Origin of the sequence: Pseudomonas sp. dw_358 (assembly GCF_018449655.1) — a bacterium.
Taxonomy (GTDB): domain Bacteria; phylum Pseudomonadota; class Gammaproteobacteria; order Pseudomonadales; family Pseudomonadaceae; genus Aquipseudomonas.
On the sequence record NZ_JAAVUX010000002.1, the window covers coordinates 322,044 to 342,056 of the forward strand.

13 protein-coding genes and 2 pseudogenes are annotated in these 20,013 nt (G+C 62.1%); 9 read left to right on the forward strand and 6 right to left on the reverse strand.

Going from position 1 to position 20,013, the window contains the following annotated elements; genetic code table 11:
- Positions 1-9: 9 nt before the first annotated feature.
- Genes HB675_RS05075 through HB675_RS05085 form a run of 3 tightly spaced genes read left to right on the forward strand, consistent with a single transcriptional unit; the run spans position 10 to position 3,306 of the window.
- A complete protein-coding gene (locus tag HB675_RS05075) occupies positions 10-792 on the forward strand; it encodes an alpha/beta hydrolase (protein WP_213876303.1) in 783 nt (260 codons plus the stop codon).
- Positions 793-850: 58 nt separating this feature from the next.
- Entirely contained in the window at positions 851-1,414 is a 564-nt protein-coding gene (locus HB675_RS05080) for a peptidylprolyl isomerase (RefSeq protein ID WP_213876304.1), read from the forward strand.
- 56 nt (positions 1,415-1,470) lie between these two features.
- Positions 1,471-3,306 (forward strand): ABC transporter ATP-binding protein, encoded by a 1,836-nt coding sequence (locus HB675_RS05085; protein WP_213876306.1) that lies wholly within the window; start codon positions 1,471-1,473, stop codon positions 3,304-3,306.
- Between the two features lie 144 nt (positions 3,307-3,450).
- Here HB675_RS05085 and HB675_RS05090 read toward each other — a convergent pair whose 3' ends face one another.
- A complete protein-coding gene (locus HB675_RS05090; protein WP_213876308.1) occupies positions 3,451-4,578 on the reverse strand; it encodes a GNAT family N-acetyltransferase in 1,128 nt (375 codons plus the stop codon).
- 262 nt (positions 4,579-4,840) lie between these two features.
- Here HB675_RS05090 and HB675_RS05095 point away from each other — a divergent pair, with 262 nt between their 5' ends.
- Together HB675_RS05095 and HB675_RS05100 are read left to right on the forward strand one after the other, a co-directional pair.
- Positions 4,841-6,166, forward strand: a complete 1,326-nt coding sequence (locus HB675_RS05095) for a putative porin (RefSeq protein ID WP_213876310.1) — start codon at positions 4,841-4,843, stop codon at positions 6,164-6,166.
- 209 nt (positions 6,167-6,375) lie between these two features.
- Positions 6,376-7,683 carry a hypothetical protein gene (locus HB675_RS05100; protein WP_213876312.1) on the forward strand — a complete coding sequence of 436 codons (1,308 nt, stop codon included), beginning with the start codon at positions 6,376-6,378 and terminating at the stop codon, positions 7,681-7,683.
- A gap of 51 nt (positions 7,684-7,734) precedes the next feature.
- Here the strand turns inward: HB675_RS05100 and HB675_RS05105 are convergent, their stop codons facing one another.
- Positions 7,735-8,856, reverse strand: coding sequence for a beta-ketoacyl-ACP synthase III (locus tag HB675_RS05105; protein ID WP_213876314.1), 1,122 nt, complete (start codon positions 8,854-8,856; stop codon positions 7,735-7,737).
- 99 nt (positions 8,857-8,955) lie between these two features.
- Entirely contained in the window at positions 8,956-12,867 is a 3,912-nt protein-coding gene (hrpA, locus tag HB675_RS05110) for an ATP-dependent RNA helicase HrpA (protein ID WP_213876316.1), read from the reverse strand.
- Between the two features lie 197 nt (positions 12,868-13,064).
- On the opposite strand from hrpA, the gene HB675_RS05115 reads away from it, so the two are divergent.
- From HB675_RS05115 to HB675_RS25745, 3 genes and pseudogenes are all read left to right on the forward strand, one after another.
- Positions 13,065-13,202 carry a hypothetical protein gene (locus HB675_RS05115; RefSeq protein WP_213876595.1) on the forward strand — a complete coding sequence of 46 codons (138 nt, stop codon included), beginning with the start codon at positions 13,065-13,067 and terminating at the stop codon, positions 13,200-13,202.
- Between the two features lie 95 nt (positions 13,203-13,297).
- Positions 13,298-13,507, forward strand: a pseudogene (locus tag HB675_RS05120) (glutamine synthetase); the annotation flags it as partial.
- Between the two features lie 50 nt (positions 13,508-13,557).
- Complete coding sequence (locus HB675_RS25745) at positions 13,558-13,653, forward strand: glutamine synthetase (protein WP_218626451.1); 96 nt, start codon at positions 13,558-13,560, stop codon at positions 13,651-13,653.
- 78 nt (positions 13,654-13,731) lie between these two features.
- Here HB675_RS25745 and fadD1 read toward each other — a convergent pair whose 3' ends face one another.
- Positions 13,732-15,429 carry a long-chain fatty acid--CoA ligase gene (gene fadD1 / locus HB675_RS05125; protein WP_213876318.1) on the reverse strand — a complete coding sequence of 566 codons (1,698 nt, stop codon included), beginning with the start codon at positions 15,427-15,429 and terminating at the stop codon, positions 13,732-13,734.
- Between the two features lie 203 nt (positions 15,430-15,632).
- Positions 15,633-16,590 (reverse strand): annotated as a pseudogene (locus tag HB675_RS05130) (glycosyltransferase family 39 protein).
- Between the two features lie 322 nt (positions 16,591-16,912).
- On the opposite strand from HB675_RS05130, the gene HB675_RS05135 reads away from it, so the two are divergent.
- The gene (locus HB675_RS05135) at positions 16,913-18,553 is read left to right on the forward strand and encodes a glycosyltransferase (RefSeq protein WP_213876320.1); all 1,641 of its coding nucleotides are present in this window, start codon (positions 16,913-16,915) and stop codon (positions 18,551-18,553) included.
- 80 nt (positions 18,554-18,633) lie between these two features.
- Here HB675_RS05135 and HB675_RS05140 read toward each other — a convergent pair whose 3' ends face one another.
- A complete protein-coding gene (locus HB675_RS05140; protein ID WP_213876322.1) occupies positions 18,634-20,004 on the reverse strand; it encodes a UDP-glucose/GDP-mannose dehydrogenase family protein in 1,371 nt (456 codons plus the stop codon).
- Positions 20,005-20,013: the final 9 nt, after the last annotated feature.

The following is a 20,013-nucleotide window of genomic DNA, read 5'->3' on the forward strand; positions in this document are numbered from 1 at the left end:
CGGCCGGGCATGGCGATCTTCACTTATCAGGGCTGCGAGCTGTTCTACACCGAGCAGGGCCAGGGCGCACCGGTGCTGCTGGCCCATGGTTTGGGATCGAGCAGTGAGGATTGGGAGCTGCAAGTGCCGGTGCTCGCCGAACATTACCGGGTCATCTGCCTCGACCTGCGCGGCCACGGTCGCTCGAGCAAGCCTCGCGGCCCCTACAGCATTGCCGGCATGAGCGCCGACGTGCTCGCCTTGCTCGAGCATCTGCAACTGGCACAGGTGCACTACGTCGGGTTGTCCATGGGCGGCATGATCGGCTACCAACTGGCAGTGGACCACCCCGAGCGGCTGAGCAGTCTGTGCATCATCAACAGCAGCCCGGAGGTCAAACTGCACAAGGCCGCCGACTACGTGCAGTGGTTCAAGCGCTGGGCGCTGCTGCGAGTCATGGGTATGGCCACCTTGGGCGTGGCCCTGGGCAAGAACCTCTTCCCCCGGCCCGAACAGGCCGATCTGCGCCGCAAGGTCGCCGAGCGCTGGGCCCGCAATGACCCGCGGGCCTACCGCGCCAGCTTCGACGCCATCGTCGGCTGGGGCGTCCAGGAACGACTCTCGCGCATCATCTGTCCTACCCTTATCATCAGCGCCGACCACGATTACACCCCGGTCGCCCTGAAGGAACATCATGTAACACTCATAGCCGGCGCGCGTCTGGTTGTCATCAAGGATTCCCGCCACGCTACACCGCTCGACCAACCGCAACGCCTGAACCAGACCCTCCTGGATTTCCTCGCCACGACCTGAAGCGCTGGCGCTATCCAGAAAGTGTTTCGACCACCACCACCAAGGATCACTGCCCCCCATGTTCAAACAACTGCTCGTCGCCGCCGGTTCCGTTCTCTTCGCCACCCAGCTGATGGCGGCAGATGCCCAGCATCCCCATGTGCAACTGGACACCAGCATGGGCAAGATCGAAATCGAGCTGGACGCCGTCAAGGCACCGATCAGCACCGCCAACTTCCTTGCCTATGTGGACAAGGGCTTCTACAACAACACCATCTTTCACCGGGTGATCCCGGGCTTCATGGTCCAGGGCGGCGGTTTCACCTCGTCCATGACTGAAAAGCCCACCGGCGCGCCGATCAAGAACGAAGCCGACAATGGCCTGCTCAACACCCGTGGCACCTTGGCGATGGCCCGCACCTCTGATGTGAACTCGGCCACCAGCCAGTTCTTCATCAACCAGAAAGACAACAGCTTCCTCGACCACGGGGGGCGCGATTTCGGTTATGCGGTGTTCGGCAAGGTAGTCAACGGCATGGACGTGGTGGACAACATTGCCAATACCCCGACCACCACGATGAACGGTCAGCAGGATGTGCCGTCAGATCCTGTATTCATCAAGTCGGCCAAACGCCTGCCTTGAACCCATGCATTGAATGAAGCCGGTCAGGACCGGCGCACTTAAGGAGCCCTTCACCGATGATTTATCGTCGTTTCGAACAATGGATCGATATCTTCCGCGAAGCGCCCACTGAGGAGCCACCCAAAAAGGTCCTGCCTTTTTACATCTACTACCTCAAGCAGGTGTGGCCGAGCTTCGCCGCCCTGCTGGTGGTGGGCCTGATCGGCGCGCTGATCGAGGTGGCACTGTTCAGCTACCTGAGCCGCATCATCGATCTGGCCCAAGGCAAACCCGACCCGAATTTCTTCAGCGATCACGCCCTGGAATTGTCGTGGATGCTGGTCGTTACCCTGATCCTGCGGCCGATTTTCGTCGGCCTGCATGACCTGCTGGTGCACCAGACCATCGCCCCTGGCATGACCAGCCTGATCCGCTGGCAGAACCACAGCCAGATGCTCAAGCAGAGCCTGAACTTCTTCCAGAGCGACTTCGCCGGGCGCATTGCGCAGCGCATCATGCAGACCGGTAACTCTTTGCGCGACTCGGCTGTCGCTGCCGTGGACGCCATCTGGCACGTGGTGATCTATGCCGTGGGTTCGCTGGTCCTGTTCGCCGAGGCCGACTGGCACCTGATGATTCCGTTGATCCTGTGGATCCTGGGCTACATCGCTGCTCTCTATTACTACGTGCCACGGGTCAAGGAGCGCTCGGTGGTGTCCTCCGAGGCACGCTCCAAGCTCATGGGGCGCATTGTCGACGGCTACAGCAATATTGCTACCCTCAAGCTGTTCGCCCACACCAACCTGGAACAACAGTACGCCCGCGAGGCCATTACCGAGCAGACCCTCAAGACCCAGCTGGCCAGCCGCGTGGTCACCAGCATGGACACCGCCATCACCACCCTCAACGGCATGCTCATCGTCGGCACCACCGGGCTGGCGCTGTGGCTGTGGAGCCAGAGCCTGATCAGCGTCGGGGCCATTGCCCTGGCCACGGGCCTGGTCATCCGTATCGTCAACATGTCCGGCTGGATCATGTGGGTGGTCAACGGCATCTTCGAGAACATCGGCATGGTCCAGGACGGCCTGGAGTCGATCTCCCAGCCGGTCAGCGTGGTCGACGCCAAGGCCGCGCCCACGCTCAAGATCGATCGCGGCAGCGTGCGCTTCGAGGACGTCGACTTCCATTACGGCAAGGGCAGCCGCGCCATCATCGACGGGCTGACGCTGGACATTCGTCCGGGCGAGAAGATCGGCCTGATCGGTCCATCGGGTGCCGGCAAGTCCACCCTGGTCAATCTGCTGCTACGCCTCTACGACCTGCCCGACGGGCGCATCCTGGTGGACGGGCAGGACATCTCCAAGGTGACTCAGGAGAGCCTGCGGGCACAGATCGGCATGATTACCCAGGACACCGCGCTGCTGCACCGCTCGATTCGCGAGAACCTGCTGTACGGCCGCCCGGGCGCCTCGGACGAACAGCTCTGGGAGGCGGTGCGCAAGGCCCGCGCCGACGAGTTCATTCCACAGCTCTCGGACTCCGAAGGGCGCACGGGCTTCGAGGCCCACGTGGGCGAACGCGGTGTGAAACTGTCGGGCGGTCAGCGGCAGCGGATCGCCATTGCCCGAGTACTGCTCAAGAACGCGCCCATCCTGATCATGGACGAGGCCACGTCTGCCCTGGACTCCGAGGTGGAAGCGGCGATTCAGGAAAGCCTGGAGACCTTGATGAAGGGCAAGACGGTGATCGCCATTGCCCACCGGCTGTCCACCATTGCCAAGATGGATCGCCTGGTGGTGCTGGAGCAGGGGCGTATTGTCGAAATCGGCAGCCACAGTGAGCTGCTGGCACAGCATGGGCTGTATGCGCGGTTGTGGCATCACCAGACGGGTGGGTTTGTCGGGGTGGATTAAGCGTTATCCACGTCACAGCCACCTCTTGAGGGACCGAGCTTGCTCGGGAACCGAACCGCGCGGTGCAGCAGGCCCGACGTGGGGCCCGCTTCCCGAGCTTGCTGGGTCCTGCAGGTGAAACGCTTCAGATGATCGCCCGGCCGATCACTCCACCTGCCGATACGGCAACGCCCCCCGCGCCTCATCGGCATAGGCCAGCACCCCCACCCGCTCCGCGTCGAGAAACTCGTTCACTGCCGCGCGCAGCCCCGGATGGCGCAAGTAGTGCCAAGAATGGGTGATCACCGGTTCGAACCCGCGAATCAACTTGTGCTCCCCCTGGGCACCCGCATCGAATCGCTTCAGACCATGGGCGATGGCGTAGTCCATGCCCTGATAGAAACAGGTCTCGAAATGCAGCCGGTCATATTCGGCCAGGCAGCCCCAATAGCGGCCATACAGGGTGTCTCCCGCCACCAGGCTGAAGGCCATGGCCACCCGCTGGCTGCCCTGCACGGCAAACACCACACGGATCGCCTCGGGCATGCGTTCGGCCAGCAGGCTGAAAAACGCCCGGCTCAGGTAAGGCGCCTGGCCCCGAACGGCGTAGGTGTTGGCGTAGCAGGCATAGACAAAATCCCAGTCGGCTTCCACCAACTCATGGCCCGCGTGCCACTCGAACCCGATGGCCTGCCCGGCCACCTGTTCGCGCTCCTTGCGCATCTGCTTGCGCTTGCGCGAGGCCAGCGTGTCGAGGAAATCCTGGAAATCGCGGTAGCCGCGGTTCTGCCAGTGATATTGGCAGCCCAGCCGTGACAACCAGTCGGGCTCGACGGCCAGCAAGGCATCCAGCGCCGGGTCGGTGAAGTTGATGTGGGCGCCGGACAGGTCCTCGATTTCCAGATAACCCGGCAAGGCCTGCAACAACGCCAGGCCATCTTGCGGTCTTGCTGCCAGTAACCGTGGCCCGCTGACCGGACTGAACGGCACCGCTGCCAACAGCTTGGGGTAGTAATCGATGCCGGCCCGGCGGCAGGCATCGGCCCACCCATGATCGAATACGTATTCGCCGTAGGAATGCCATTTGCGGTAAGCCGGGAGCGCGGCCAGCAACTGGCCATTTTCCACGTGCAACAGATGTTCAGGCCGCCAGCCAGAGCCTTTGCCCAGGCTGGCGCTGTCTTCCACGGCACTGAGGAACGCGTGGCGCATGAAAGGTTGATCGGCGGGCAACAAAGCATCCCATTGCGCCGCAGGCAGGTCGGACAGGCGGGTCAGCACGGTTAAGGACATCGGTTATCCAGTCATGACAAGGCGATCTCTTCGAGTATCGCCCGATCTGCCAGCAATGTGTATCACCCCTTCCCGGACGGCTGGCACCGAGCCATTTGTATCGGGTTTATGTCACCAACCGGCCATTGGAATGCCATAAACCTGTCATAACCAATAGCAATACTTGCGCCACCTTTTAGAACCAAGAGCCTTCTGTTCAGGGCCGGTTCAGGTAAATACCTATAACGCAGGCAACTGCGACTAAAACGTAACGGAGCAAAGTATGCGTTTGATTTCCAGTTTGACCGGGGCAGGGTTGTGCACGTCCCTACTGATGTCCCTGAGCGCGCCGGCCAGCGCCGACGTCGATGCCAAGTTGTTGGCCATGCTCAAGGCCAACGGTTCGATCACCGACGCCCAGTATGCCGAGTTGCAGTCGGACCTGGCCAACGATCAGAAAGTCACCCAACAGACCGCCGCTGCAGCCGCCGCCAAGCAGACCGCCTGGGACCAGAAGCTGGCCTGGGCCTCGAAGACCAAGATCATGGGCGACGTGCGGATTCGCGAAGAAAACATCAAGACTGGGGGAACGGCGCTTGATGACAACCGCACGGCCGATCGTCAGCGCGTGCGCGCCCGTTTCGGCGTGTACAGCGAGATCAACCCGCAAGTGGACGCCGGCATTCGCGTGGCCACCGGTGGCAGTTCGGACTCGCGTTCGACCAACCAGGACCTGAACAACGCCTTCACCAAGAAGAGCCTGTGGCTGGACCTGGGTTACCTGGACTGGCACCCGACCGCCGTCAAGAACCTGCACCTGATCGGCGGCAAGATGCTGCAACCGTGGGTAAGCATGGGTGACATCATCTGGGACAGCGACGTTAACCCGGAAGGTGTGGCTGCCACCTACAAGCTGCCATTGAACAAGGACGCCGAGCTGTTCGGCAGCATGGGTTACTACACCCTCAAAGACAACGTCGACGGCGAAGGCTACCAGTTCAACCACGACATGAGCCTGTACGCCGGGCAGCTGGGCGGCAAGTTCAACATTGCCAACGCGGTCGGCCTGACCGTGGGCGCGAGCGTGTACTCGTACAACAACACCAACGACGACGGCACCACCACCGGCTCCATCACCAACTCGGCGGGGACCACCAGCACCGCCACTGCCGCCAGCCGCGTCACCACCCTGGCCGCCAACGGCAACACCACCAAAGAGTTCCGCCTGTACGAGGGCTTCGGTCAGATCGACATCAAGAACCTGCCGGTGCCTTTGGCGGTATACGGCCAGTTCGTGAAGAACAACCGTTCCACCGATGGCCAGGATCAAGCTTGGCTGGCCGGTATCAAGAGCCGTTTGGGCGACTTCTCGCTGGACTACAACTACCGCGACGTACAACGTAACGGTGTGGTCGGCGCGTTCACCGACTCGGACTTTGCCAACGGCACCACCGGCGCGCGTGGCCACAAGATCAAGCTGGGGTACGACATCGACAAGAACTTCGGCCTTGGCGTGACTTACTTCCTGGCGCAGTCGGACACGGCCGTGACCGGCCGCAACGATACCGACGTCAACACCTTGCAGTTGGATCTGGAAGCCAAGTTCTGATTGGCAGCAACACCTGAAAAAAAGCGCGTCGTGCTGATCCCCTCCAGCACGACGCGCTTTTTAATGGATGCCATTATGCGGCGTCCAGGCCGTCCAGGTGATTGTATTAGGGGGTATTGCTGTCCTATAGACGCTATCGAGCGTTGCCGCTTGAATGCCGCCAGTGCGCTCGACCCGAGTCACAAGGCGACCGTTCAAAGGAGACAGCAATGGTCAATTCCCCTTCCCAGACAGAAACAACCGCCGGTACGGCAGATCCGGCGTTCAACCCGTCACCTGCGCTCAAAGCGGTCAACGCTTTCGAACTCCACGGTCTGGCCCACTGCGACACCTCTGCGACCCTTTATCTGGCATTGAGCCAAGGCAATCGCTATGCCCTGGGCGCGCTCGACGCCGACGGATCGGCAAAACCCGGCTTTGGTGACAGCGGCTTCATCATCGATGCCTTCGACGACACAACCGGGGATGGCGTAAAACCCGGCAGGCGTGTGGTGCAGTTGGGCGACAGGTTGATTCTAGGCGGCATGGTTGAACACCTGCCAGGGCAATGCTCCCCCGCGCTGGCTTGCTACACCCTTACGGGGGAGCGGGAACGGAGCTTCAACGGCAACGGCCAGCTCATTCTTGCCGACGCCGTGACGGGCAACAGCTGCGCCATGGGGCCGATCACCTTCGAGACTAACCTGGCACTGTGCAGTGATGGCAAAGCCATGGGCCCCTTGGCAAGTACAGGGAGAAATCAGGATTTCACCCAGGTCAACTTTGACGTGGCGGTACGGGATGACAAAATCTACGTGATTGCCACCGGGCGGATCGGTCAACAGCCACGCTTGTCGGGTTTTGTCTTCTGCGTGAATGGCAACGGCGTGCTGGACAACAGCTTCGGTGACCGCGGGGTTGTCGCGTTGAGTGCAGCCAACTACAGCATTCTGTTGCGCTCGATCGTGCTGACCGACGCCTGTATCTATGTCGCGGGTGGCGCTTCGGGGGGCCATAATCCGGCGCTGGTGGCGAAGGTCAGCTACCAGGGCCGGCACGACCAGCAATGGGGCGACATCGGGCGTGACGGCTACGGGTTCAGCTCGCAAAGCTTCCGTATCAATGATGTGGTCGTCGACAAGGCCGGTCAGTTGTATGGCGTCGGGGTGGGCAGCCAGGTGCGAGCGATAGCCGTCAGCTTTGCAGAGGATGGCCGCCAGCGCTCCAGCTTCGGATGCAAAGGCGCTTACCTCCCCGGGCTCCCCTACTCCGCGCTGACCTATGCGCAAGTCGACCTGCAAGGCCGATTGGTTTTTATCGGCGAGTACGTCGATGAGCGTACGGGCTACCTGCAGGCCACCTGCGGTCGACTGAATGAGCAGGGCCAACCCGATGGCAAGTTTGGCGAAAACGGCCTGGCCCCCCTTGACGCCTTCGACTCCATCGGGACCAACGTGATCGTCCAGGCGGACGGCCGGATCACTGCGGTGGGTTACACCCGGCGTAAAGCTCCGTTCGCATGCCGGCTGGCTGGCTGAATGGGCCGCCCTTGCTGCGCGCAAGGGCGCTTCAATCCGGGGGCATGATGACTAGCGTTTGCGCAGGATCACACTGCCGATCGAATACCCCGCCCCAAACGAACTCAACACCCCCAACGACCCCGCCGCCAGATCATCCTGATAGGTGTGCAAGGCAATCACCGAGCCGGCCGAACTGGTGTTGGCATAGGTGTCCAGAATCACCGGCGCCTCTTCCACGGTCGCCTCCCGACCCAGCAACTTCTTGACGATCAGGTGGTTCATGCTGAGGTTGGCCTGGTGCAGCCAGAACCGTTGCACATCGGTGACGTCGAGGTGGTTCTCTTGCAGATGCTGGCCAATCAGCTCGGCCACCATGGGGCAGACTTCGCGAAACACCTTGCGTCCCTCCTGCACGAACAACTTGTCCGTCGCCCCCTCGCCTTCATCGGCGGTGCGGTTGAGGAAACCGAAGTTGTTGCGAATGTTGTTGGAGAACTGGGTCAGCAGCTTGGTGCTGACAATCTCGAACTGGTGCGCAGAGGTGGCCAAATCGGCACGCTCTATGACCACGGCGGTGGCGCCGTCACCGAAGATGAAATGGCTGTCGCGATCGCGGAAGTTGAGGTGCGCCGTGCAGATTTCCGGGTTGACCATCAGCACCGCGCGAGCCTGGCCCAGGGCAATGCTGTTGAAGGCATTCTGGATGCCGAAGGTGGCGGACGAACACGCGACGTTCATGTCGAAACCGAAGCCTGCGATGCCCAGCGCCTGCTGCACTTCGATGGCCACGGCCGGGTAGGCGCGTTGCAGGTTGGAGCAGGCGACGATCACCGCATCGATGTCGGCGGCAGTCTTGCCGGCCCGGGCGAGCGCTTGCTCGGCGGCGGCCACGGCCATCTGGCAGAGGATCGACTGCTCGTCATTGCTCCGTTCGGGCAGGTACGGCTTCATGCGTCGGGGGTCGAGGATACCGGCCTTGTCCATGACGAAACGGCTCTTGATGCCGGAAGCCTTCTCGATGAACGCTGCATTGGATTCAGTCAGCGCCTCGACGTCGCCGCGCTCGATCGCAGACGCGTTGTCAGCGTTGAACTGCTGCACGTAGGTGTTGAAGGATTCCACCAACTCATCGTTGGAAATGCTCTGGGCCGGAGTGAAAAGGCCAGTGCCGCTGATCACGACGTTGTACACGGTCGTTCCTCTGTTGTTAGTGGCCCGGGCAAGCGCAACCCGGGCGGGGATTCAGGGGCGAATTGTGGCATAACTTCCGGAAAAACGCTGTTCTGACGATCAGGCCTCCACAGCCGACCACTGCTTGCTCAACCGTTTGTCCGACACCGGCACCTTGGTGCCCAGTTGCTGCCCGAACAGCGACACCCGGTACTCCTCCATCCACCAGCGATACAGCATCAACTGCTCGTCGCGCTTGCCCTCCTGGGCATGCTTGGCCAGACGCGTCTGGTACTGCGCCCAATAATTGCCCAGCTCGGTGCTCCACACCCGGTCTTTCTGCACCTGAGAGCCGAGCTTCTCCAGACGCAGCTCGATGGCCTTGAGAAAGCGGGGCATCTCCTTGAGCCAGGCGCCCGGTGTTTCCCGTACAAAACCGCTGTAGACCAGGTTGCCCAACTGCTGCTTGATGTCGTTCAGGGCCACCGCCTGGGCCAGGTCGATCTTGCCCTTGAAGCGCTTCTGCAAGCCGTGCCACAGCTTGAGTACTTCCAGGGTCAGGCGCGCCAGCCGTTCGGCGTGCTCGGTCCAGCCACCGCGCTTGCGCTCGGCCAGGGCTGCGAGGCCCGCGCCGTCCCGCGGCAGGCTGGCTTCGCCTTCGAGAATGCAACTGTCCAGGCTGGCCAACAGAATGTCTTCGACCAGCGCATCGACACGGCCCAGCTCGCGGTATAACAGGCCCAACTCGGTCAAGCCCGGCAGCTTGCTCCGCAGGAACCTGGCCGGCTCGGCCAGTTGCTGCAAGAGCAGACGCTGCAACGCACGGCGGTGCTGGTACTCGGCTTCGGCAGCAGTGGAAAACCGACCTTCCTTGACCGTCCCGCTCTCTTCGACCAATGCCGGGTACACGGTCATCGACAGCCCGGCAATGTTTTGCTGGGTGGTCGCCGCCACGGGGGCGAACACCTTGGCTTCCACTGGTTTTTGCATTTTGTGGCTGGCGGGCGCTGCCAGGGCCGCCTGGCTGGCGGCGGCAAAGCGTGCAGTGAGCTCGGCCAGGTCGCGCCCTTCGCCGAGGAACTTGCCCTCACCGTCGAGCACTTCCAGGTTCATGCGCAGGTGGCTGTCGACCTGCTGCGCCGATTCCGCCCAGGCCTCGTCAGTGACCCGCGCGCCGGTCATGCGCAGCAGCTCGCGGCCCAGGGCCTGGGGCAAGGAACCCTCGGCAAAGGGGATGCGCGCCAGTGCCGCGCGGACAAAGTCCGGCACTGGCACGAAATTCTTGCGCAAGGCCTTGGGCAAATTGCGCACCAGGGCGATGCTCTTGGCCTCCAGCAGGCCCGGGACCAGCCACTCCAGGCGCTCGCCCGGCAGTGCCGGCAACAGCGGCGCCGGCACCCGCAAGGTCACGCCGTCGCGGGGATGATTGGGCTCGAAGTGATAGTTCAACGCCAGGGTCAAATCCCCCAGGCGCAGCACGTCGGGGTACTGCGCGGCCGTCACCTCGCTGGCCTCGCGGGCGAGCACGTCGGCTTCGCGCATGATCAGCAGTTGCGGGTCTTTCTGGCTGTTGACCTTGTACCAGCTGTCGAACGTTGCGGTCTGGTGGATTTCAGCCGGGACGCGCTCGTCGTAAAAGCCGTACAGGGTTTCTTCGTCGGCCAGAATGTCGCGGCGGCGAGCCTTGGCTTCCAGCTCGTCGAGCTGTTCGAGCAGCGCTCGGTTGGCGGTCAGGCATTTGGCCCGGGACTGGATTTCGCCACGCACCAGACCTTCGCGGATGAACAGCTCCCGTGAGGCCACCGGATCGATCGGGCCGAAATGCACCGGCCGTCGGCCCACGACAATCAAGCCGTACAAGGTGATCTGCTCGAACGCCACCACCTGCCCGCGCTTTTTCTCCCAGTGCGGTTCGAAGTGGTTTTTCTTGACCAGGTGCCCGGCCAGCGGCTCGATCCAGTCCGGCTCGATCTTGGCCACCATGCGTGCATAAAGCTTGGTGGTTTCCACCAGCTCGGCGGCCATGATCCACTGTGGGCGCTTGCGCCCCAGCCCGGATGACGGGTGCACCCAGAAACGCCGCTGCCGCGCCCCGAGGTAATCGCCTTCTTCGGTCTTCTGGCCGATCTGGCTAAGCAGGCCGGCGAGGATTGCCTTGTGGAATTTCGGGTAATCCGCCGGGTCCTTGTTGACCGTCAGTTGCAGGTCGCGGCAGATCAGGCTGAGCTGACGATGGGCATCGCGCCACTCGCGCAGACGCAGATAATTCAGGAAGTTCTTGCGGCACCAGTTGCGCAGGGGGCTGGAACCGAGGGCCTGGCGCTGCTCCTCGAAACCCCGCCACAGGCTGACCAGCGCGGCGAAGTCGGAATCGGCGTCCTTCCACTGCGCATGGGCCTGATCGGCAGCCTGCTGGCGCTCCGGTGGACGCTCGCGGGGGTCCTGCACCGACAGCGCGCTGGCGATGATCAGCACTTCCTGCAGGCTGCCCTGCTGGTGGCCTTCGAGCAACATGCGGCCCAGACGCGGGTCGATGGGCAGGCGCGCCAGCTGCCGGCCCAAAGGGGTCAACTGGTTCTCGCGGTTGACCGCCGAGAGTTCCTGCAACAGGTTGAATCCGTCGGTGATGGCCTTGCCGTCCGGCGGCTCGATGAACGGGAATTGGTCGATCTCGCCCAGGCGCAGGTGCAGCATCTGCAGGATCACCGCCGCCAGGTTGGTGCGCAGAATCTCGGGGTCAGTGAAAGCCGGCCGGGCGTTGAAATCCTCTTCGCTGTACAGCCGGATGCAGATACCCGGCTCGACCCGCCCACAGCGGCCCTTGCGCTGGTTGGCACTGGCCTGGGACACCGCCTCGATGGGCAGGCGCTGGACTTTGGCGCGGTAGCTGTAACGGCTGATGCGCGCGGTACCACAGTCGATCACGTAGCGAATGCCCGGGACGGTCAGCGAGGTTTCCGCGACGTTGGTCGCCAGCACCACGCGTCGGCCAGGGTGGCTCTGGAAGATCCGCTGCTGTTCGGCCGGCGACAGCCGCGCGTACAGCGGCAGAATCTCGGTATGACGCAGCTGCGCCTTGCGCAGCATTTCGGCCGCGTCGCGGATTTCCCGCTCGCCGGGCAGGAACACCAGCACATCGCCCGGCGTGCGCCGCTCGCTGCGTTCGAAACTGGCGATTTCATCGAGGGTGGCGAGAATCGCCTGATCCACCGTCAAGTCGTCTTCGACAGCGTTGCCTTCTTCGTCCTGCTGGGAGGTCAGTGGCCGATACCACGTGTCCACCGGGAAGGTCCGCCCGGAGACCTCGATGATCGGCGCCTTGTCGAAATGCTCGGAGAAACGCTGCAGGTCGATGGTAGCCGAGGTGATGATGACCTTGAGGTCGGGGCGCCGTGGCAGCAGGGTCTTGAGATAGCCCAGCAGGAAGTCGATGTTGAGGCTGCGTTCGTGAGCTTCGTCGACGATGATGGTGTCGTAGCGCTCGAGAAAACGGTCGTGCTGGGTTTCGGCCAGAAGGATACCGTCGGTCATCAGCTTGATCAGGGTGTTGCTGTCGCTCTGGTCCTCGAAGCGCACCTGGTAACCTACCAGCGCGCCCAGCGGCGTGGCCAGCTCCTCTGCCACCCGCGTGGCGACGCTGCGCGCCGCGATCCGCCGAGGCTGGGTGTGGGCGATCAGGCCATGCTGGCCGCGGCCCAGCTCCAGGCAGATCTTCGGCAGTTGGGTGGTCTTGCCCGAGCCGGTCTCGCCGCCAATGATCAACACCTGATGCTCGGCCAGGACCTTCTTGATTTCATCGCGCTTGGCCGCGATCGGCAGGCTGTCGTCGTAGCGCACGCTCGGCACGCTGTCCCGCCGGGCAGTGACCCTGGCGAACGAGGCCTGGACCTTGTCGACCCATTGCGCAAGCCGGGTCTCGTCCGGTTGCTTGCGCAGGTCATGCAACTGGCGCCGCAGGCGGTGGCGGTCGCTGATCATGGCCTGGTCGAGGTTTTTCAGCAGTTGATCGATGTGAGCGGTCTGGTCGGTCATCAGGTACGTGAGGGTCGCGCGAAAAATATGCCGGGGATTGTCGCAGATTTATCAAGTACCCGTCTCTGGCACCGCGAAGAGACCCGTCGTCCCCTTCCTGTCAATGAATGTTTAGCCCACCCCCACCTGAACATCCATCAAACCCGATTCAACCCTTGAGCCCAGGCGTGCCAACCTCCTGCTCCATGAGTCCCCCAGTGCCCGCCTCTCGCCCCGCTCGCTCGAAAACGCCTGCCCATCCTGGCGAGAACCCGCTGTTCAATAACACCCTGGCCTTCTGGGCGCTGTTCCACTGCCGCCACGCCCGCCCGCCGGACACCGCTTTCGCTGCCTGATTCTTGCACTGTATTCCCGGCTGGCAGAGCCTTCGGGCTGCCCGAACCGGAATCGGACTGTATCTGTGCGCCTCAATGGCGCAAGCGAGAGCCCCATGACGATATTTGCACCCGTTCAGCACGCGCTGGATTTTCTGGCAGAACACCCACACATCGAGATGTTCGAGCTGTTTATCCTTGACCTCAACGGCGTACCCCGAGGCAAGCTGCTGCATCGCGAAGAACTGCTGGCCGTCTACCAGAGCGGCCGTCCGTTACCCAGCACCCTGTTGGGCCTGACCCTCAACGGCGACGATGTGGAGAACAGGCCCTGGAGCGTTCGGCCTGGGCCAGCGAGGCATTCGGCGCCGGCTTCATGGGTGTGTACCTGGCGGTCAAGCGCGAGGAGTACCGGCAATTCATGGCCGAAGTGGGCGAGCAGGACTGGCGGTGGTACCTGACCCAGGCTTGATCCCTCTTGAACCTTTGCCTCTGGATAGCCGTATGCCTCGCATTCACTCGTATTACACCGCCACCCGTCTCGGAAAGATCAGGCAATCTTCTTCAAACCCAACTTCTTCAACTCGTCGTCGCGCAGTTCCCGGCGCAGGATCTTGCCCACGTTGGTGGTGGGCAAGGTATCGCGAAACTCCACGGTGCGCGGCACCTTGTAGGCCGTCACGTTGCCGCGCATGTGGTCCATGACCTGTTCTTTGGTCAAGGTGACACCGGGGCGCGGCACCACGAAAATCTTGATCGACTCCCCCGACTTCTCGTCGGGAATGCCGATGGCCGCGCACTGCAACACCCCTGGCAGGGTCGCCAGCACGTCTTCCAGTTCGTTGGGGTAGACGTTGAAGCCGGACACCAGGATCATGTCCTTCTTGCGGTCGACGATGCGCATGTAGCCGTCGGGCTGGATCAGGGCGATATCACCGGTCTTCAGCCAGCCGTCCGGGTCGAGGATCTCGGCCGTGGCGTCCACCCGCTGCCAGTACCCCTTCATGACCTGCGGGCCCTTGACGCATAACTCGCCCACTTCGCCCAGGGCCAGTTCCACACCATCGTCGGTGATCACCTTGCACTGGGTCGAGGGCACCGGAATGCCGATGGTGCCGATCTGGATGTTCTGGATCGGGTTGACCGTGGCCACCGGGCTGGTCTCGGTCATGCCATAGCCTTCGCAGATCGCACAGCCGGTCACGGCCTTCCAGCGCTCGGCGGCGGCCAGTTGCAGGGCCATCCCGCCGGAGAGGGTGATCTTCAGCGAGGAGAAGTCCAGCTTGCGGAAACCTTCGTTATTGCACAGCGCCACAAACAGCGTGTTGAGACCGACGAAACCGCTGAACTTCCACTTCGACAGCTCCTTGACCATCGCCGGCAGGTCCCGCGGGTTGCTGATCAGGATGTTGTGATTGCCGATCAACATCATCGCCATGCAATGAAAGGTGAAGGCATAGATATGGTAGAGCGGCAGCGGGGTGATAAGGATTTCGCAACCTTCATCGAGGTTGGAACCCATCAGCGCCTTGCATTGCAGCATGTTGGCCACCAGGTTGCGATGGGTCAGCATGGCGCCCTTGGCCACCCCGGTGGTGCCGCCAGTGTATTGCAGCACGGCCACATCGTCGGCTGCCGGGCAGGCGTCGTTGACCGGCTTGCCGCGCCCCTTGGCGAGCACGTCGTTGAACTTGACGGCCTTGGGCAGGTAATAGGCTGGCACCATTTTCTTCACGTACTTGATCACGCTGTTGACCAGCAGACGCTTGAGGGGCGGCAACAGGTCGGCCACCTCGGTGACGATCACGTGCTTGACCTGGGTCTTGGGCACCACGGTCTGGGCCAGGTGGGCCATGTTGGCCAGGCACACCAGCGCCTTGGCGCCGGAGTCGGTGAACTGGTGTTCCATTTCCCGCGCGGTGTACAGCGGGTTGGTGTTGACCACGATCAGGCCGGCGCGGATTGCACCGAACACGGCCACAGGGTATTGCAGGACGTTGGGCAACTGCACGGCGATGCGATCGCCCGGTTGCAGATCGGTGTGCTGCTGCAGGTAAGCGGCAAACGCCCCCGACAGTTCGTGGAGTTCGCCGTAGGTCAGGGTCTTGCCGAGGTTGCTGAAGGCCGGCTTGTCGGCGAACCGCGTGCACGACTGCTTGAGCACTGCCTGGATATTCGGGTATTCGTCAGGATCGATCTCGGCGGCAATGCCCGCTGGATACTTATCCTTCCAGAAATTTTCGATCATGGAAGCCCACTCCTCCAGCCACGGCGAATTCGACGCATTCAATGCGATTATTATTGATCTGTCATTGCGGCCAGGCGATTACCAGATGGCCGAAAGCGCGCCGAGAGTAGCAGCTTTGATGGAGGGCGCCTAGGGGCGCAGAGGCCCCTGACGATACAAATATGACCAATATAAAATCATCAGTCACATTTAGAGTATTGATACTATTGTGCCGGCAATGGCTCTGGCTCGCTGGGTGCAGCCGAGGCCTGCGGGACTGGCAAGTAGGCGACGCTGCCGCCGTGGTCATGATGGAAAGGCGTCGTACCGCCTTTCTGGTTGCTGAGCACTACTTGATGGCCGTCTGCCAGATAATTCATCGGTGGATGGTTCGGATCCTTGTACTGAGCAACCACGATGGCATGCGCCGGAGGGGTTGCTGCAGGTACATCGGCAACTTGTTGTCGACATCCACCATGACCATTTGCCAGCGCGACCAGGGCGCCAAGGCGCTGGCTTGAGTGCGCAGGCGTGCGGCGAAATCCGGGACATTGCTGTTGCTGTGCGGGTAAAGCACGCCGATGACTGCCAACAGGGTAAGGGCGGCTATGCCGATGCCTCGCTGCCAGAGCGCGTCCACAGGCTGACCCGCAGCACGGCGCGCGGTCAGGCATTCGTTCAGCTACCAGCCACCGAGCAATTGGGCAAAGGGCACCAGCGGCAGTACCACCATACCGCGGCCAGCACGCCGAACACGCTGAGGATATCGGCCGTGGCCACCCGTGACCAGAAAATGAAATAAAAGGTGGTGGCCAACAACCAGCCCGCCAGCAGCCCCGTACCCTTGCGATACAGTTGCTCGCCCAAGGCGTAAACCAGCCACACGCTCAACCAGGCACCGATGACCGAAGGCAGGCGCAGTGACCAGTGATTCAGGCCACCCAGGAGCCAGGCCGTGGCGGTGATCAACCAATAGGAAGGCAGCGGCTTGTCGTAATAGGCCGAGCCCTTGAGATAGGGGTCGAAATAGTCACCGCTTTGCAGCATCTGCAACGCAATGTTGGCCCAGCGGGTTTCGGCACCCCACAGTTCGCGCTGACCCAGGCCCAGGGTCAGCAGCACTGCCGTACAGGCCAGCAAGCATAAAAGGGGGGCATGGCGGGGGGTTCGGCACAGCTCGATCAGGGGCTTCATGGCAGGGCGTCTTCGGTGAATGGCGCCTGAACGTCAGGGAGAAATCCGTGAGTGAGATGTCGGATAAATGGTAAAAAAATGTGTTAAATCAAGCAGGTGAAATGTCTCGTGGCGTAACCTGTCGCTTGCCTGTACGGGGCATGATCTGGCGCTGGTGTTGATGGGCAATTCACCCTATTTTCACAGCACAGAACTCAAGCTTGCGCCTTTCGACCCGCGGGATGCGGTCCGCAATCCGGGGTCATGTGAGAATGGACGACACCGTGAAACCACTGAACTGCCTTTTATCTCTCTCGATCAGGGTACGGCCATGATCAATAATCCCTCGCTCGCCGACACCCGTCCTGCCCTCCTGCCCTTCGAGCCGGGCATGCAGCGTCAATCGCTGCTGGTAGGCGCCGTCACCCTGCTGTTGCTGGTATTCGGCAATTTCCATCAGGCACCGATCGGTTTCGACTCGCGCTTTGTGATGTTCGCCCAGGAAATGCTTCGCCATGGGCCCAGCTTCTTTCCGACCACCTATGGCGAGCCCTATCCGGACTATTCGGCCACTTCGACCTTTCTGATCTACCTGCTGTCGTTGCCATTCGGCGAGGTCACCAGTTTCACCGCCTGGCTGCCGACTGCCGTGGCTGGCGCGGTTCTGGCCACCTTGATGTATCGCTTGCTCGCCCGGTATTCCCGGCAGTGGGCGCTGCTCAGCGTGGCCTGGATGCTACTGAGCGCGACCTTCGTCACTGAAGCCCGCGCCGTCTCCCTGGACCTCATGCTGGCAGCCGTGGCCTTCGCCGTGTTCTATCTGGGCTACGCGGCCGACCACTTCGGTGCGGCCCGACGCACCCCTGCCCTGCTGGCCCTGCTGCTGCTGGGTTTTGCCATTCGCGGGCCGATCGGCCTGGTGGTGCCCACCGGCATGCTGTGCATCTATTACCTGCAGGGCCGCCAGTTCAAGCGCCTGTTCAGCTTCGGTTTCATGGCCTTGGCCTTGTTGCTGGCGTGCATCGGCCTGCTGCTATGGCTGGCGCACCTGAGCGGTGGCCCGGCGTTTGTGCAGGACGTGATTCGCATGCAAGTTACCGGTCGCGTCGATGGCAGCGAAGGCGCCAGCAGCGGCCTTTATTACTTCACCAGTTCCCTGGGCAACTACGCGCCGGCCTATCCCTTGGCGCTGCTGGTGCTGGCCGCCGTTGCCGTCACCTGGCGCAACCAGCGCGGCCCGTTGCTTTATCTGCTGCTGGCCTGCACAGCCGCCGGGTTACTGGTGATGGTCGGCCTCTCGGTGCCGATGGCGAAAAAGGCGCGCTATGTGCTACCCATGTTGCCCATGGCAGCCATCGTCGCAGCCTATCCCTTCACCCAGCCTAAAGGATTCGTGTTTGCTGCGTTGCGCTGGCTTTCCATGGGGATCTGGCTGGTGTTGCCGGGGCTGGTCCTGGCCGGACTGCTGGTGGCCCGTCATCACCTGCCGGATGAGCTGCCGCCTATCGCTGCGCTGGTAGCCCTGATGACGATATTGCAGGTGCTGGCTATCGGTCTGTTGTTCATGCCCAGTCGCCGTACCCTGGGGCTGGCGGGCTGCGCAATCCTTACCCTGTGGACCGCCTATATCCTGGTCTTCGAACCGGTCGAGCGCGAGTTGTACGACACACGCACGTTTTCACAGGCCGTGATGCAACGCGTGCAAGCCGGCTCAGCCTCGTTAGTGCTGCACGGCATGGGCAAGGACGCCAAGGCGATCAAATTCATGGTCAATGTCGAGGGTGAGGTGAAACCCCTGTTTACCTCTACCGCCGACGAGCTGCAAGCGGTCAAGCGACCGGCCTATGCGTTCATGAGCAAGGCCGATTACGGCAAGCTGCAAGGGACGCCGCTGGGCATGCTGGAGCCGGTGATGACCGGCAAGTTCGACAAGGATGACTACGTGCTGCTGCACCTGGGCAGGCAGTCGTAACCCGAAACAAAACGGCCCCTGCGGCTTACACCGCAGGGGCCGTCGGGCCGGCACTGCGCAAGCCCGCGACAGCGGTTTGATCAGACCGCCGCGGCCCACTTCTGATCAGGAATCGGCAAGTTGCAGGACTCGCCGCGGCCAATCGGGAAGTACTCGAAACCCAACTTCGCCAAACGCTCGACATCGTACAGATTGCGTCCGTCGAAAATGACCGGGTGCTTCAGGCGCTTCTGAATCAGGTCAAAATCCGGCGCCTTGAACTGCTGCCATTCGGTGCAGACGATCAGTGCATCCGCGCCCAGCAACGCCGACTCCGGCGTGCCCATCAACACCAGGCCAGGATGGTCGGCATACAGGCTCTGGGTCTGTTGCATGGCCTCGGGGTCGAATGCCCGCACCTGCGCGCCAGCCGCCCACAGCGCTTCCATCAGGACCCGGCTGGGTGCATCGCGCATATCGTCGGTGTTGGGCTTGAAGGCCAAACCCCATACCGCGAAGGTTCGACCCTTGAGGTCACCCTGGAAGTAGGCGTTCACGCGGTCGAACAGCTTGTGCTTCTGGCGTTCGTTGATGGCTTCCACCGCCTTGAGCAGGTCGTTGGAGCAGTTGGCGCCTTCGGCACTCTGGATCAGCGCGCGCATGTCCTTGGGGAAGCACGAGCCGCCATACCCACAACCGGCATAGATGAAGTCATAGCCAATGCGCGAGTCGGCACCGATACCCAGACGCACTGATTCGATGTCGGCGCCCAGGTGTTCGGCCAGCTCGGCGATCTGGTTGATGAAGCTGATCTTGGTCGCCAGCATGCAGTTGGCCGCGTACTTGGTCAGCTCGGCGCTGCGCAGATCCATGAACATGATGCGGTCGTGATTACGGTTGAACGGTGCGTACAAGTCACGCATCACCTGGCGCACTTCGTCGCTCTGGCAACCGATGACGATACGGTCCGGGCGACGGCAGTCATTGACGGCCGAACCTTCCTTGAGAAACTCGGGGTTGGACACCACCTCGAACTCCAGGGTCCGGCCGGCCTTTTCCAACTGCCCGTTGATGTGCTGGGTCAAGGCGTCGCCAGTACCCACTGGCACCGTGGATTTCTCCACCACGATCAGCTTGTTCCGACGATGGCGGGCGATGGCATCGCCTACCGCAAAGACCGCACCAAGGTCAGCCGAACCGTCCCCCGTGGACGGTGTGCCGACGGCAATGAACAGCACCTGGGCGTGCTCCACGGCGCGCTTCTCGTCGCTGGTGAAGTGCAGCCGACCGCTGGCCAGGCTTTCACGAACCAGATTCGCCAGGCCGGGCTCGAAAATGGTCACGTGGCCTTGCTCGAGCTGTTTGACCTTGTGTTCGTCAATGTCCATGCAGATGACGTCGTGCCCGACTTCAGAGAGCACCACAGCCTGTACCAGGCCGACATAGCCACTTCCGATTACGCTGATTTTCATACGCAGGTC

What these genes read in the sequence shown, in the direction of transcription:
- HB675_RS05075 (WP_213876303.1), top strand. Translation starts at nt 10, where the DNA reads ATGGCGATCTTCACTTATCAGGGCTGCGAGCTGTTCTACACCGAGCAG.
- HB675_RS05080 (WP_213876304.1), top strand. Translation starts at nt 851, where the DNA reads ATGTTCAAACAACTGCTCGTCGCCGCCGGTTCCGTTCTCTTCGCCACC.
- HB675_RS05085 (WP_213876306.1), top strand. Translation starts at nt 1,471, where the DNA reads ATGATTTATCGTCGTTTCGAACAATGGATCGATATCTTCCGCGAAGCG.
- HB675_RS05090 (WP_213876308.1), bottom strand. Translation starts at nt 4,578, where the DNA reads ATGTCCTTAACCGTGCTGACCCGCCTGTCCGACCTGCCTGCGGCGCAA.
- HB675_RS05095 (WP_213876310.1), top strand. Translation starts at nt 4,841, where the DNA reads ATGCGTTTGATTTCCAGTTTGACCGGGGCAGGGTTGTGCACGTCCCTA.
- HB675_RS05100 (WP_213876312.1), top strand. Translation starts at nt 6,376, where the DNA reads ATGGTCAATTCCCCTTCCCAGACAGAAACAACCGCCGGTACGGCAGAT.
- hrpA (WP_213876316.1), bottom strand. Translation starts at nt 12,867, where the DNA reads ATGACCGACCAGACCGCTCACATCGATCAACTGCTGAAAAACCTCGAC.
- HB675_RS25745 (WP_218626451.1), top strand. Translation starts at nt 13,558, where the DNA reads ATGGGTGTGTACCTGGCGGTCAAGCGCGAGGAGTACCGGCAATTCATG.
- fadD1 (WP_213876318.1), bottom strand. Translation starts at nt 15,429, where the DNA reads ATGATCGAAAATTTCTGGAAGGATAAGTATCCAGCGGGCATTGCCGCC.
- HB675_RS05135 (WP_213876320.1), top strand. Translation starts at nt 16,913, where the DNA reads ATGATCAATAATCCCTCGCTCGCCGACACCCGTCCTGCCCTCCTGCCC.
- HB675_RS05140 (WP_213876322.1), bottom strand. Translation starts at nt 20,004, where the DNA reads ATGAAAATCAGCGTAATCGGAAGTGGCTATGTCGGCCTGGTACAGGCT.